We start from the raw sequence: 12389 nt of genomic DNA on the forward strand, positions 1-12389 counted from the left end.
CTGGCCGACGTGCCGGCCACCGACGACCCCGTGCGCGACCTCGCCGCCCTCGGGGCGGCGTACGTCGCGGCCGCGCAGGCCGATCCCTTCCTGTACCGGGCGATGTTCGACGCGGCGGCCGACCTCGAGGACCCGGCAGCCGCGGACGCGACGTTCGGCCGGCTGGTCGAGGCGGCCGGGCGTGCGCGGGCGGCCGGGCGGTTCTCCGACGACGCCGACCCCGTGGCCGTGGCGACGCGGATCTGGGCGGCGGGCCACGGGCTGGTCCTGCTGGTGCTGACCGACGTGCTCCCGGCGCAGGCGCTGGCCCAGCACGGTCCGGAGCTCACCGTGGCCGGCTGCGTGGGCGCCGGCGACGACCTCCGGCGCTGCCGCACGTCGGTGCGGCGGGGGTGGGGAGCGGCCCCCTCGGCAGGGGCGAGCGTGCCCTCGAGCGGGGGCTGAGAGACTGCCGGGGTGACGATCCGCCCCATCCGCGAAGTCGGTGACCCCGTCCTCCGCACCCCCGCCGACGCGGTGCGCTCGTTCGACCGGGAGCTCGCCGCGCTCGTCCGCGACCTTCTCGAGACCGTCGACCACCCCGGCCGGGCCGGGCTGGCCGCCACCCAGATCGGGGTGGGCCTGCGCGCGTTCAGCTACAACATCGACGGTGTCATCGGGCACATGGTGAACCCGCGCATCGTCGAGCTGTCGGAGGAGACGCAGGACGGCGACGAGGGCTGCCTGTCGGTGCCCGGCATCTGGGCGCCCACCGTGCGCGCCATGCACGCCGTCGTGGAGGGGTTCGACGTGCACGGGAAGCCGCTGCGGCTGGAGGGCAGCGGCCTGATGGCCCGGTGCCTGCAGCACGAGGTCGACCACCTCGACGGGAAGCTCTTCCTCGACCGGCTCACCGGCGAGGCGCGCAAGAGCGCCCTGCGCGCGCTCCGCGACCGCTGACCTGGCTACGGTCGCCGTCGTGACCGACCTCGTGACGCGCGCCCGCGCCCTCCTCGACCTGCACGCCGCCCCGGAGATCCTGGTCCTCACCAACGTGTGGGACGTCGCCTCGGCCCGGGTGGTGGCCGGTACCGACGGCGTGCGGGCCCTGGCCACCGCCAGCCACGGCATCGCGGCGACCTTCGGCTACGAGGACGGCGAGAACATCCCGCTGGACCTCCACCTGGACATGGTCGGGCGGATCGCCGCCGCCGTGGAGCTGCCGGTGAGCATGGACCTGGAGGCCGGCTACGGCGATCCCGGCGGGACGACCCGCCGGGCCATCGCCGCGGGGGCCGTCGGCGGCAACCTCGAGGACCAGATGAAGCCGCTGGACGAGGCGGTCGCCGCCGTCGAGGCGGTGCTGCGCGCGGGGCGCGACGCCGGCATCGACTTCGTCCTCAACGCGCGCACCGACGCCCTCCTGCGGGCCGGGGCCGGCGCCGACAGGGCAGAGCTGCTCGCCGAGGCGGTCCGCCGCGGCCGGGCGTTCCTCGAGGTCGGTGCCCCGGTGGTGTTCGTGCCCGGGCTGGTGGCCCGCGAGGAGATCGAGACGGTGGTCGAGGGCCTCGGCCGCAACCGGCTCACGCTGATCAGCGTGCCGGGTGCCTCGCTGCCGGCCCGCGAGCTGCAGGAGCTCGGCGTCGCCCGCGTCTCCACCGGCCCGTACACCCAGCGGGTCGCTCTCACCGCCCTGCAGGACGCCGTCGTCGACATGGTCGGCGGTGGCGTGCTGCCGCCCGGCACCCGGACGCTGACCTGAGCAGGTGGGTCAGACGGCGATGCCGGCGCGGGGGAGGACCAGGCCGCGGACGGCGAACGGGGTGACCACCGTGGGCCGGCGTGGCCGCCCGTGCAGCACCTCGGTGGCGACCGGTCCGACGATCTCCGCGCTGTAGCGCTCGAAGTCCTCGCGCGACTCCCACACCTCGACCACCTGGAAGCCGTCCCCGGTCTGCCGGGCGAGGTGCACGAGCAGGCCGTCGACGACGCCGTCGGTCCGTTCCAGCAGGGCCCGGTGCACGGAGTCGTAGAGCTCCACCGGCTCGGGCACGTCCATGGTCACGCCCCATGTCATGGCGTCCTCCTCATCGGGACTCGCGACGGCCGTCTGCCGCCGGAAGATGCTGCACGCCCGGGCCGGATAGCCGGCCGAGGGCGGCGGTGCGGCCGGTCAGCAGCAGGAGCAGGTCGCCGGTGGTCCCCTCGACGGCGGCGCCGTCCCCCAGGTCGAGGTCGCTGTCGGTGGCCCGGAGGCGCAGGCCGGCCAACCTCCGCCGGGCGTGGAAGGGGAAGGGCAGCTGCCAGACCCGGGTCGCCGAGGCGGCTGCGGCCGCCGGGGGCACCGGCCGGTCCCGTCCTAGCGGCACCGCGACGTCCTGACCGTGCACGAGGACGTCGGTCAGCGGCTCCAGCGGGCTGATCAAGGGTGCGCGGCGCCGGGAGCCGACCATCGCCCGGATCCGCCGGCCGTACTCGGCGGGCGGTAGCGGGCCGACGCGCAACGCGGAATCCCGGATCATGCGGTCGAAGCTGCCCCGCGCCCGGACGGTCTCCCGCAGGGCCGGCCACGGGCCCATCTGGGCGAGGGTGAGGTGCGCGGCGACGTCGCGCACCCGCCAGGCGTCGCAGAGGGACGGCGTCTCCCACTCCTCCGGGGAGAGATCGTCGAGCAGGTCGGCGAGGCTCCGCCGCTCCGCGACGATCGTCCGCCACACCTCGTCGACGTCCATGGCGACTCCCGCGATTGGTACGATGCCCTGACCATCTAGTCAGATGAGCTGACCGTTCGTCAAAGGGGTTCCGTGGCCGAGTCCGACCTTCCCTCCGACAGCGAGCGCCAGAACTTGGGCCTCCTGTGCTTCTACCCGTACCGGGCCATGGAGGCCCGGATCCTGGCCGGGCTGGCCGCCGCCGGCTTCGACGACCTCACCCCGGCCCAGGGGCGGATCGCGGCACGCATCGGGCCCGCCGGCACCCGTCTCACCGATCTGGCCGAGCAGGCGCTGGTGACCAAGCAGACCGCCGGCTCCCTGGTGGACTCCCTCGTGCGCTGCGGCTACGTCGAGCGGGTGCCCGATCCGACCGACGCCCGTGCCCGGCTGGTCCGGATGGCCGAGCGGGGCCGGGCCGCCGTGGCAGTCGCCCGGCGGCTGGAGGCCGAGGTCGAGGCCGAGTGGACCGCCCACCTGGGGGAGGAGGCCACCGCGACGCTGCGCGCGGCGCTGACCCGGCTGCGCGAGGTGACCGACCCCTACCGCTGAGCGCAGGCGCCGCAGGTGCCGAAGACCTCGACGTCGTGCTGGACGTCGACGAACCCGTGCTCGGCGGCGATCCGGGCCGCCCAGCGCTCGACCGGTGGGTCGGCCACCTCCTCCGTCCGGCCGCACGACCGGCACACCAGGTGGTGATGGTGGCTGGGGGAGCAGCGCCGGTAGGCGGCCTGGCCGTCCTGGCCGCGCAGCACGTCGAGCAGGCCGTCGTCGACCAGCGCCTGCAGGGCCCGGTAGACCGTCGCCAGGCCCACGGCGTCCCCGCGGGCGCGCAGCAGCGCGTGCAGGTCCTGGGCGCTGCGGAACCCGTCCAGCTCGTCGAGCAGCGCGAGCACCGCGCTGCGCTGACGGCTGTGCCGCCGCGCGCCGGCCTCCGGCTGCTCCGCCACGCTCATCGGGTGCTCCCGGTCGCACCCTGACCCGTCGGAGCGGTGACCGTCCCGTGCTCGTCGTAGTGGACGCCGGTGCCGGTCATGTGCGGCGCGTGCAGGTGGCCGTCGTGGTCGTAGTCGACGTGGTCGCCGTGCGGCACGGCCGGGTGGCCGCAGCGCGGGCCGTGCTCGTGCGGGTGGGCCGCGTGCACCTCGCCGCGGCGCCGGTGCCGGCGCCGCGCGGTGGCCTCGCGGAGTGCGACGGCGCCCGCGACCAGGAGGAACACGGCGATGGCCAGCAGCACGATCGTCCCGCCGGACGGCGTGCCGGTGTAGTACGACGCGGTGGTCCCGGAGACGCTCACGACCAGCCCGATCCCGCAGGCGAGGTACAGCGCCTGCCGGAAGCTGCGGGCGACGAGCTGGGCCACCGCGCTGGGCACGATCATCAGCGCGCTGATCAGCAGCAGGCCGACCACGCGCATGGAGAGCACGACCGTCGAGGCGACCAGGACGGCGAGGACGACGTTGAGCGGCAGCACCGGGAGCCCGACCGCCCGCGCGTACTCCTCGTCGTCGCTCACCGCGTAGAGCCGCTGGCCCAGGAGGCCGACGACGGCCAGCACGGTGAGGGCGATGGCGGCGAAGACCACCAGGTCGCCGGAGCTCGTCGTCGTGATGGCGCCGAAGAGGTAGGCGTCGAGGTTGGTCGCCTGCCCCCGCGGGGCGAGGCTGAGCAGGACCACGCCGCCGGCGATGCCCCCGTAGAAGAGCACCGCGAGGGCGACGTCGCCGCTGGTGCGGCCGCGGGCCCGGATGAGCTCGATGAGCACCGCCCCCAGGACGGCGGCGACCAGGGCGGCGCCCACGGGGGCGGTCGACGTCAGGACGCCGACGGCCACCCCGGTCAGGGCGACGTGGCCGAGGCCGTCGCCGAGCAGGGACAGCCGCCGCTGCACCAGGAAGATGCCCACGGCGGGCGCGACGAGACCCACCAGCAGGGAGGCGAGCAGCGCGCGTTGCATGAAGCCGTACTCGAGGATCTCCACGTCAGCGCCCCCCGCCGAGCGGCCGGAGCACGCGCGCGGTCACGCTCGGCTGGTCCATGCGGTAGCCGGGGCGGGCCGGGTCCTCGGCCGGACCGCAGTGGTGGTCCCCGTGCGTGGTGGCGGCCCCGGCGAGCGGGCCGTCGTAGCTGATCCGCCCCTGGTCGACGACCACCGCCCGGGTGAGGACCTCGGCCAGCGGGCCGGTCTCGTGGGTGACGACGAGCAGCGTGGTGCCCGCGGCCGACACGCGGGCGAGCACCTCGGCCAGTGCCTGCTGGCTCGCGGCGTCCACGCCGGCCGTCGGCTCGTCCATGATCAGCAGCTCGGGCTGGGCCGCCAGCGCCCGGGCGACGAGCACCCGGCGCTGCTGCCCGCCGGAGAGCGACGCGACGGGCTCCTCCATGCGGTCGGCGAGGCCGACCGCGGCGACCGCCTCGCCGACGGCCACCCGGTCGGCCGGCCCCAGCCGGCGGTAGAGCCCGCGACGGGCCAGCCGGCCCACGGCCACGACCTCGCGGACCGTGGCGGGGACCGCGCCGCTCACCGTGTGCCGCTGCGGCACGTACCCGATCCGGCCGCGGTCGCGCAGCCGGCCGACGGGTGCGCCGAGGATCTCGACGTCGCCCCCGAGCACGGTGGCCAGCCCCAGCAGGCCGCGGGCCAGCGTGGTCTTGCCCGACCCGTTGGACCCGAGGACCGCGACGGCCTCGCCGTGCCGCACGGTCAGGTCGACGTGCGCGACGATCGGCACGTCCTCGTAGCCGATGCTGGCGTCGCGCAGTCGGACGGCGTCGGGAGAGCGATCGGTCATGAACAGTCCTGGCCTTCCTGCAGGGTGCCCAGGTTGGTGCGCATCACCTGCAGATAGTCCTCGCCGGCGGACTCGTCGGTCAGCCCCTCGAGCGGGTCGAGCACCGCGGTCTGCACCCCCGCCTCCTGCGCGACCGTCTCGGCGACCGCCGGGTCGACCAGGGTCTCGGTGTAGACGGTGGTGATCCCGCGGTCCTGGACGAGGTCGGCGATCTCGGCGAGGCCGGCGGGGCTCGGCTCCTGCGAGGGGCTCAGCCCGCTGATGCCGACCACCTCGAGACCGTAGCGCTCGGCGAGGTAGCCGAAGGCGTCGTGGCTGGTGACGAGGGTGTCCACGGCGCAGGTGGCGAGTCCCGAGCGGATCTCGGCGTCGAGCGCCTCGAGGTCGGCGCGCAGCGCCGCCGCGTTCTCCTCGTAGGTCGCGGCGCCGTCGGGGTCCAGGTCGGCGAGCCGGTCGGCCAGGGCGTCGCCGACGGCGGCCAGCCGGGTGGGGTCGAGCCAGAAGTGCGGGTCGACAGCGTCCTCGGCGTGCGCCTCGCCCTCGTGCTCCTCCTCGGCGTGCTCCTCGCCCTCGCCCTCGCCCTCGTGCTCGTGGGCGGCGCCCTCGACGAGGTCGGCGGCCTGACCGGCGTCCCAGGCGCTCTCGCCGGCCTCCGAGGCGGCGGCCTCGTCCAGCGCGGGCTGGAAGCCGGCCAGGTAGACGAGCAGGTCGGCCTCGCCGACGGCGGCGACGTCGCGCGGGGTGAGCTCCAGGTCGTGGGCCTCCGCCCCGGCGGGGGTCAGCGAGGACACCGCGACGCGCTCGCCGCCGACCCGCGCGGCGGCCCACTCCAGCGGGTAGAAGCCCGCCACCACGGAGACCTCGCCGTCGGCGGCAGCGTCCCCGCCCCCGGCCGAGCACCCGCCGGCGAGGAGGGCGGAAGCGGTCAGTGCGGCGAGGCCGGCGCGGCGGGCCGTGGACGTGCGCATGGGAATCATTCTCGCATGACCGGCGCGCCCTCCGTCCTCCGGTGCCGGTGGGCCCGGTCCACCCCGTGCGCCCGCGTACCCTCGCGGGCGTGTCCGAGGTCGCTGAGCTGCCCCTGATCGGTGCCGCCGCCCTGCGCGCGCGGTCGGTTGCCCGGGTGCTGCGCACCCTGCCGACGGACACCAAGGACGCCGCGCTGACCGCGATGGCCGAGGCGCTGGTCGAGCGGACCGAGGAGATCCTCGCCGCGAACGCCGTCGACGTCGACGCCGCGGCCGAGGCCGGCACCCCGGCGTCGGTGCTCGACCGGCTCCGGCTGGACGCCGCGCGGGTGGCCGGGGTCGCCGACGCGCTGCGCCAGCTGATCGCGCTGCCGGACCCGGTGGGCGACGTCGTCCGCGGCAGCCGGCTGCCCAACGGCCTGGAGCTCACGCAGGTCCGCGTGCCGCTCGGCGTCGTCGGCATCGTCTACGAGGCCCGCCCGAACGTGACCGTCGACGCCGCCGGGCTGTGCCTCAAGAGCGGCAACGCCGCGCTGCTGCGGGGGTCCGCGTCGGCCTACCGCACCAACACCGCGCTCATCGCCGTCCTCACCGAGGCGGGGGAGAAGGCCGGCCTGCCCGCCGGCTTCGTCGAGCTGCTGCCGGCCGAGCGCGCCTCGGTGGGGGAGCTGCTGAACGCCCGCGGGTACGTCGACGTGGTGATCCCGCGCGGCGGGGCGTCGCTGATCCAGCGGGTGGTGCGCGAGGCCCGCGTGCCGGTCATCGAGACCGGCGAGGGCAACTGCCACGTCTACGTCGACGCCTCCGCGGACCCCGCCATCGCCGAGGCGGTCGTGCTCAACTCCAAGACCCACCGGGTGAGCGTCTGCAACTCCGCCGAGACGCTGCTCGTGCACAAGGACGTGCCCTTCCTGCCGCGGCTCCTCGCGGCGCTGGCCGGCAGCGGCGTGACGCTGCACGGTGACGACGCCGCCCGGACCGCCCACGACGGCGTCGTCCCGGCCACCGACGAGGACTGGGCCACCGAGTACCTGTCGATGGACATGGCCGTGCGCGTGGTCGACGACCTGCCCCAGGCGCTGGAGCACATCGCCCGGTGGAGCACCGGGCACACCGAGGCGATCGTGGCCGACTCCGCCTCGGCCATCGCCGAGTTCACCGCGGGCGTCGACGCCGCCGCGATCCTGGTCAACGCCTCGACCCGGTTCACCGACGGCGGGGAGTTCGGCTTCGGCGCCGAGATCGGCATCTCCACCCAGAAGCTGCACGCGCGTGGCCCGCTGGGCCTGCCGGAGCTCACCTCCACCACCTACGTCGTCACGGGGCGCGGCCACACCCGCTGACCCGCCCCACCGCCCCCCCTCCGAGGAGCCCGCCCGATGCCCCGCCAGCAGTCCCCGAACTTCTCCTCGGTAGCGGACGTCGGCAAGCGGCTGTCCGCGGCGGGTTACCTGCCCGACGCGCAGATCGCGACGACGGTCTTCCTCGCCGACCGGCTGGGCAAGCCGCTGCTGGTCGAGGGGCCCGCCGGCACCGGCAAGACCGAGCTGGCCAAGGCGCTCGCCGCCGCCACGGGGTCGGAGCTGATCCGGCTGCAGTGCTACGAGGGCCTGGACGAGGCACGGGCGCTCTACGAGTGGAACTACAAGAAGCAGCTGCTGCGGATCCAGGCCTCCCAGACCGGGGACGGCGCGGACTGGGACACCGTCCACGACGACATCTTCGGCGAGGAGTTCCTGCTCTCCCGGCCGCTGCTGACCGCGATCCGGCGCACCGAGCCGACCGTCCTGCTGATCGACGAGACCGACAAGGCCGACGTCGAGGTGGAGGGACTGCTGCTGGAGGTGCTCAGCGACTTCCAGGTGACCATCCCCGAGCTCGGCACGATCACCGCGACCCGCCGGCCGATGGTCGTGCTCACCTCCAACGCCACCCGGGAGCTGTCCGAGGCGCTCAAGCGCCGCTGCCTCTACCTGGCCCTGGACTACCCGTCGGCCGAGCGGGAGCGCGAGATCGTGCTCTCCCGGGTGCCCGACCTCGCCCCGGGCCTGGCCGACCAGCTGGTCCGCACCGTCCGGGCACTGCGCGGGCTGGAGCTGAAGAAGTCGCCGTCGATCTCGGAGACCCTCGACTGGGCGCAGACCCTGCTGGAGCTCGGCCTGGACACCCTCGAGGAGCAGGCGATGAGCTCGACCCTCGGCGTGGTGCTCAAGCACGCCAGCGACCAGACCCGTGCCGCCGCCGAGCTCCGGCTGAACTGATGGGCGAGCGGCTGACGTCGGCCGGAGGGCTGGCCGGGCACCTCGACGGCTTCGTCCGCGCGGTCCGGGAGGCCGGGATCCCGGTCGGCATCAGCCAGGCGGTGGACGCCGCGGAGATCCTCACCGTGGTCGACCTGCTCGACCGGGAGCAGCTGCGCCACGGGCTGGCGGCGGTGCTGCTGCAGCGCGCCGCCCAGCGCCCCACCTACGACGTCCTCTTCGACCTGTGGTGGCCGCTGAGCGACCGCCCCGCCACCGGTCCCGACGACGACGAGCCGGCCGACGGCGCCCCCTCGACGCTCGACGTCCCGGACGACGCCGCGCTCGCCGAGCTGATGCGCGCCGAGCTGCTGCGGCGGCTGCAGGACGGCGATCCCGAGGAGCTGCGCCGGTTCGCGCGCGACGCCGTCGACCAGCTGGGGCAGGGGCAGCCGACCCCGTCGGGCCAGTCGTACTTCAGCTACCGGGTGCTGCGGGCGCTGTCGCCGGACACGCTCGTCGCGCAGCTGCTGGCCGGGCTCCTGGGCGATGCCGACCGCGGTGGGCTGGCCGAGCAGGTGGCCCGGCAGACCGTCCGCGACCGGCTGGCCGCCTTCAAGGCCGCGGTCGAGGCCGAGGTGCGCCGGCGGACGGCCGCGGAGAAGGGGCGCGACCGCGTCGTCAAGAACGCCGTCCGACCGCTGGCCGACCAGGTGGACTTCCTCCGCGCGCAGGCCGCCGACCTCGCCGAGCTGCGCCGGGCCGTGACGCCGCTGGCCCGCCGGCTGGCCGTCCGGCTGTCGGCCCGGCGCCGGATGGGCCGGGAAGGCCGGGTGGACTTCCGCAAGACCGTCCGGGCGTCGCTGGCCACCGGCGGGGTGCCGGTGGTGACCCACCACCGACCGCGCAAGGTGCACAAGCCCGAGCTGGTGGTGCTGTGCGACGTCAGCGGATCGGTGGCCGGCTTCAGCCACTTCACCCTGATGCTCACCCAGGCCCTGCGGGAGCACTTCACCGGCGTCCGGGCCTTCGCCTTCGTCGACTCCACCGACGAGGTCACCCGCTTCTTCCGGCCCGGGGCGGACGTGGCCGACGCCATCGCCCGCATCGGCCGCGAGGCGCAGGTGGTCGCCTTCGACGGGCACAGCGACTACGGCAACGCCTTCGACGTCTTCGCCGACCGGTGGGCCTCGGCGATCGGGCCGAAGACGTCGCTGCTGGTGCTCGGCGACGGCCGCACCAACTACCGGCAGCCGGGCGTCCCGGTGCTGGCGGGGCTGGTGTCGAAGGCCCGCTCGGCGCACTGGCTGAACCCGGAGCCGCGGCGGCTGTGGGGGAGCGGTGACTCCGCGGCCGACCGCTACGGCGAGGTCATCGACATGGTCGAGTGCCGCAATGCCGCGCAACTGACCGACTTCGTCACGACCCTCTGACCGTCCCGCCGCGCGACGCCGCCGGCGATTGCCGAGGTCAGCGGGTCGAGCGGCTCCTCCTCGGCGCGAAGCGGTCCGGGGAGGGCTCGCGAGGGCGGGCCCCCGCGAGACCGGGCCGTAACCGAATGCCGCCCTGCCGCGTTGTCAACGCGGTGTCGACAGATCGACGGATCGACTCGCCGACTCGTCGACACCCGCCGCCGCAGCGTCGCGGATGGACGGCGACCGGCTGCACGGGGGAGCCGGTCGCGGCGGGTCCACCCGGCCCGGCCTCCGGGCCGGGCGGGTGGTTCCGCGGGGCGGGGCCGGTCCTCACGGGGCCGGCCCCGGTACCCCCGGATACGCTCGACCGGTGGCGGGGCGACGAGTCGGGGTGATGGGTGGGACGTTCGATCCCATCCACCACGGTCACCTGGTGGCCGCCAGCGAGGTCGCCGGGCTCTTCGGGCTCGACGAGGTCGTGTTCGTGCCGACCGGGGAGCCGTGGCAGAAGAGCGACCGATCGGTCAGCCCGGCGGAGGACCGCTACCTCATGACGGTCATCGCGACCGCGTCGAACCCGCGGTTCTCCGTGAGCCGGGTCGACATCGACCGGGGCGGTCCCACCTACACGTTCGACACCCTGACCGATCTGCACGCGCAGCGTCCCGACGACGAGCTGTTCTTCATCACCGGCGCCGACGCGCTGGCCCAGATCATGACGTGGCGCGACGGGGCCCGGTGCTTCGAGCTGGCCCACTTCATCGGTGTGACCCGCCCCGGCTACACCCTGGCCGGGGCCCACCTTCCCGAGGGCGGGGTCAGCCTGGTCGAGATCCCGGCGCTGGCGATCAGCTCCAGCGACTGCCGGGAGCGCGTGGACCGGGGGATGCCGGTCTGGTACCTCGTGCCCGACGGCGTCGTCCAGTACATCGAGAAGCGGGGCCTCTACCGCCGGCCGCCCGGCCGGACCCTCCCCGCCGCCCCGGACGGCCGCCCCTCCGGCGACCGCCCGACCTACGACCGTCCACCGCCCGAGACGCCGGGGAACACCTCCGACGGCGCCGGCGCTGATCCCTCAGACACTTCTCACCTCCAGGAGGTACCCCGATGACCGCCTCGGCCGAAGCGCGGGAGACCGCGCTCGTCGCCGCCCAGGCGGCTGCGGACAAGCTGGCCACCGACGTCTCGATCGTCGACGTCAGCGAGCGGCTCGCGATCACCGACGCGTTCGTGCTCGCCTCTGCTCCGAACGAGCGGCAGGTGCAGGCCATCGTCGACGAGGTGGAGGAGCGCCTGCGCGAGCACGGCGTCAAGCCGGTGCGCCGGGAGGGCGTCGCCGAGGCGCGCTGGGTGCTCCTGGACTTCGTCGACGTCGTGGTGCACGTGCAGCACGCCGAGGAGCGGGCCTACTACGCCCTCGAGCGGCTCTGGAAGGACTGCCCGATCATCCCCTTCGTCGACTCCGCCGCGCCGGCACAGCCGGCCGGGGACGCCGGCACCCCGTCGGTCGTGGAGACGGCCGGCCAGTGACCGCTCCTGGTCTGCCCGAGCTGCCGGTGGGCCGTCTGGTCGTCTGGCGGCACGGACGGACCGAGTGGAACGCAGCGGGCCGGTTCCAGGGCCAGCTCGACCCGCCCCTGGACGACGTCGGCCGGGCCCAGGCCGCGCATGCCGCGCCGCACCTGCTCGCGGGTCTCGCCGGGCAGGAGGCCGTCGTGGTGTCGAGCGACCTGGTGCGCGCGGCGGACACCGCACGTGAGCTCACCGGCCTGCTGGGGGTTCCCCTGCAGCTGGACCCGCGTCTGCGCGAGCACGGCATGGGCTCCTGGGAGGGCCTGACGCGGAACGAGGTGGCCGACCGCTACCCCGACCAGTACGCCGACTGGCTCGCCGGGGGAACCGTGCGGGGACGCGGTGGCGAGGAGACGGCCGCCGTCGCCGAGCGGGTGCTGGGCGCCCTGCAGGAGCTGCCGCCGGTGCAGGTGGCCGTCGTCGTCACCCACGGCGGGACCAGCGGCCGGCTGATCGAGCGGCTGCTGGAGCTCGGGTCCGACCACCGCCGGGTGTTCGGCCCGCTGGGCAACTGCGCCTGGAGCGAGCTGGCCCGCCAGAGCGGCCGGTGGCGGCTGTTGCGGCACAACACCTCCGCCGGGCCGGTGCCCGAGGGCTTCCCCGGCCGGGCGCCGCGCGGGCGGGAGGACTCCGGGACCGCGGTCCTCCCCGGCACCGGCGCACAGCCCGGACCCGATCCCGCCCAGGACGCCGACGCCGTCGGCTGAGCCGC

At 75.2% G+C, this 12389-nt stretch carries 16 protein-coding genes; 10 read left to right on the top strand and 6 right to left on the bottom strand.

The genetic code is table 11. From position 1 onward, the window contains the following. The 3 genes from GCU60_RS12745 to GCU60_RS12755 all read left to right on the top strand — a co-directional run. Positions 1 to 444, top strand: a 444-nt coding sequence (locus GCU60_RS12745; RefSeq protein WP_163205775.1) for a WHG domain-containing protein, incomplete at its 5' end; no start/stop codon positions are given. Positions 445 to 456: 12 nt separating this feature from the next. Next, positions 457 to 939: a peptide deformylase gene (gene def, locus GCU60_RS12750; protein WP_163205777.1), complete on the top strand. Its 483-nt coding sequence runs from the start codon at positions 457 to 459 to the stop codon at positions 937 to 939. Positions 940 to 958: 19 nt separating this feature from the next. Beyond that, on the top strand, positions 959 to 1741 hold the full coding sequence (locus tag GCU60_RS12755; RefSeq protein ID WP_163205779.1) for an isocitrate lyase/phosphoenolpyruvate mutase family protein: 783 nt from the start codon (positions 959 to 961) through the stop codon (positions 1739 to 1741). Positions 1742 to 1750: 9 nt separating this feature from the next. Here the strand turns inward: GCU60_RS12755 and GCU60_RS12760 are convergent, their stop codons facing one another. Both GCU60_RS12760 and GCU60_RS12765 read right to left on the bottom strand, forming a co-directional pair. Continuing rightward, positions 1751 to 2056 (bottom strand): hypothetical protein, encoded by a 306-nt coding sequence (locus tag GCU60_RS12760; protein ID WP_163205781.1) that lies wholly within the window; start codon positions 2054 to 2056, stop codon positions 1751 to 1753. A 10-nt stretch (positions 2057 to 2066) separates the two neighbouring features. After that, complete coding sequence (locus GCU60_RS12765) at positions 2067 to 2711, bottom strand: maleylpyruvate isomerase family mycothiol-dependent enzyme (RefSeq protein ID WP_163205783.1); 645 nt, start codon at positions 2709 to 2711, stop codon at positions 2067 to 2069. A 72-nt stretch (positions 2712 to 2783) separates the two neighbouring features. Here GCU60_RS12765 and GCU60_RS12770 point away from each other — a divergent pair, with 72 nt between their 5' ends. Then, positions 2784 to 3242: a MarR family winged helix-turn-helix transcriptional regulator gene (locus tag GCU60_RS12770; protein WP_345770568.1), complete on the top strand. Its 459-nt coding sequence runs from the start codon at positions 2784 to 2786 to the stop codon at positions 3240 to 3242. Here the strand turns inward: GCU60_RS12770 and GCU60_RS12775 are convergent. From GCU60_RS12775 to GCU60_RS12790, 4 genes are read right to left on the bottom strand one after another with little or no spacing between them, the layout of a single operon-like run. Next, positions 3233 to 3646 (bottom strand): Fur family transcriptional regulator, encoded by a 414-nt coding sequence (locus GCU60_RS12775; protein ID WP_163205785.1) that lies wholly within the window; start codon positions 3644 to 3646, stop codon positions 3233 to 3235. The two genes, GCU60_RS12770 and GCU60_RS12775, sit on opposite strands and share 10 nt — an antisense overlap. Then, positions 3643 to 4671, bottom strand: coding sequence for an iron chelate uptake ABC transporter family permease subunit (locus GCU60_RS12780; RefSeq protein WP_163205787.1), 1029 nt, complete (start codon positions 4669 to 4671; stop codon positions 3643 to 3645). The genes GCU60_RS12775 and GCU60_RS12780 overlap by 4 nt, the downstream gene beginning before the upstream one ends. 1 nt (position 4672) lies before the next feature. Then, entirely contained in the window at positions 4673 to 5482 is an 810-nt protein-coding gene (locus tag GCU60_RS12785) for a metal ABC transporter ATP-binding protein (protein ID WP_163205789.1), read from the bottom strand. After that, complete coding sequence (locus GCU60_RS12790) at positions 5479 to 6450, bottom strand: metal ABC transporter substrate-binding protein (protein ID WP_163205791.1); 972 nt, start codon at positions 6448 to 6450, stop codon at positions 5479 to 5481. The genes GCU60_RS12785 and GCU60_RS12790 overlap by 4 nt, the downstream gene beginning before the upstream one ends. An 89-nt stretch (positions 6451 to 6539) precedes the next feature. On the opposite strand from GCU60_RS12790, the gene GCU60_RS12795 reads away from it, so the two are divergent. The 6 genes from GCU60_RS12795 (at position 6540) to GCU60_RS12820 (ending at position 12384) form a co-directional block, all read left to right on the top strand. Then, a complete protein-coding gene (locus tag GCU60_RS12795) occupies positions 6540 to 7793 on the top strand; it encodes a glutamate-5-semialdehyde dehydrogenase (protein WP_345770569.1) in 1254 nt (417 codons plus the stop codon). Between the two features lie 36 nt (positions 7794 to 7829). Beyond that, the gene (locus tag GCU60_RS12800) at positions 7830 to 8711 is read left to right on the top strand and encodes an AAA family ATPase (protein WP_163205793.1); all 882 of its coding nucleotides are present in this window, start codon (positions 7830 to 7832) and stop codon (positions 8709 to 8711) included. Beyond that, positions 8711 to 10123, top strand: a complete 1413-nt coding sequence (locus GCU60_RS12805) for a vWA domain-containing protein (protein WP_163205795.1) — start codon at positions 8711 to 8713, stop codon at positions 10121 to 10123. The genes GCU60_RS12800 and GCU60_RS12805 overlap by 1 nt, the downstream gene beginning before the upstream one ends. Positions 10124 to 10475: 352 nt before the next feature. Beyond that, positions 10476 to 11216, top strand: coding sequence for a nicotinate-nucleotide adenylyltransferase (nadD, locus tag GCU60_RS12810; RefSeq protein ID WP_345770570.1), 741 nt, complete (start codon positions 10476 to 10478; stop codon positions 11214 to 11216). Next, entirely contained in the window at positions 11213 to 11635 is a 423-nt protein-coding gene (gene rsfS, locus GCU60_RS12815) for a ribosome silencing factor (protein WP_163205800.1), read from the top strand. Before nadD ends, rsfS begins: the two co-directional genes overlap by 4 nt. Beyond that, positions 11632 to 12384 (top strand): histidine phosphatase family protein, encoded by a 753-nt coding sequence (locus GCU60_RS12820; RefSeq protein WP_163205802.1) that lies wholly within the window; start codon positions 11632 to 11634, stop codon positions 12382 to 12384. The genes rsfS and GCU60_RS12820 overlap by 4 nt, the downstream gene beginning before the upstream one ends. The last annotated feature ends 5 nt before the right edge of the window (positions 12385 to 12389 follow it).

The organism is Blastococcus saxobsidens (genome assembly GCF_010682065.1).
Taxonomy (GTDB): Bacteria; Actinomycetota; Actinomycetes; order Mycobacteriales; family Geodermatophilaceae; genus Blastococcus; species Blastococcus saxobsidens_B.

Coding starts and splice junctions, on each gene's coding strand:
- GCU60_RS12760 (WP_163205781.1), bottom strand. CDS start 2,056: ATGACATGGGGCGTGACCATGGACGTGCCCGAGCCGGTGGAGCTCTAC.
- GCU60_RS12800 (WP_163205793.1), top strand. CDS start 7,830: ATGCCCCGCCAGCAGTCCCCGAACTTCTCCTCGGTAGCGGACGTCGGC.
- GCU60_RS12805 (WP_163205795.1), top strand. CDS start 8,711: ATGGGCGAGCGGCTGACGTCGGCCGGAGGGCTGGCCGGGCACCTCGAC.
- GCU60_RS12765 (WP_163205783.1), bottom strand. CDS start 2,711: ATGGACGTCGACGAGGTGTGGCGGACGATCGTCGCGGAGCGGCGGAGC.
- GCU60_RS12785 (WP_163205789.1), bottom strand. CDS start 5,482: ATGACCGATCGCTCTCCCGACGCCGTCCGACTGCGCGACGCCAGCATC.
- GCU60_RS12775 (WP_163205785.1), bottom strand. CDS start 3,646: ATGAGCGTGGCGGAGCAGCCGGAGGCCGGCGCGCGGCGGCACAGCCGT.
- rsfS (WP_163205800.1), top strand. CDS start 11,213: ATGACCGCCTCGGCCGAAGCGCGGGAGACCGCGCTCGTCGCCGCCCAG.
- GCU60_RS12790 (WP_163205791.1), bottom strand. CDS start 6,450: ATGCGCACGTCCACGGCCCGCCGCGCCGGCCTCGCCGCACTGACCGCT.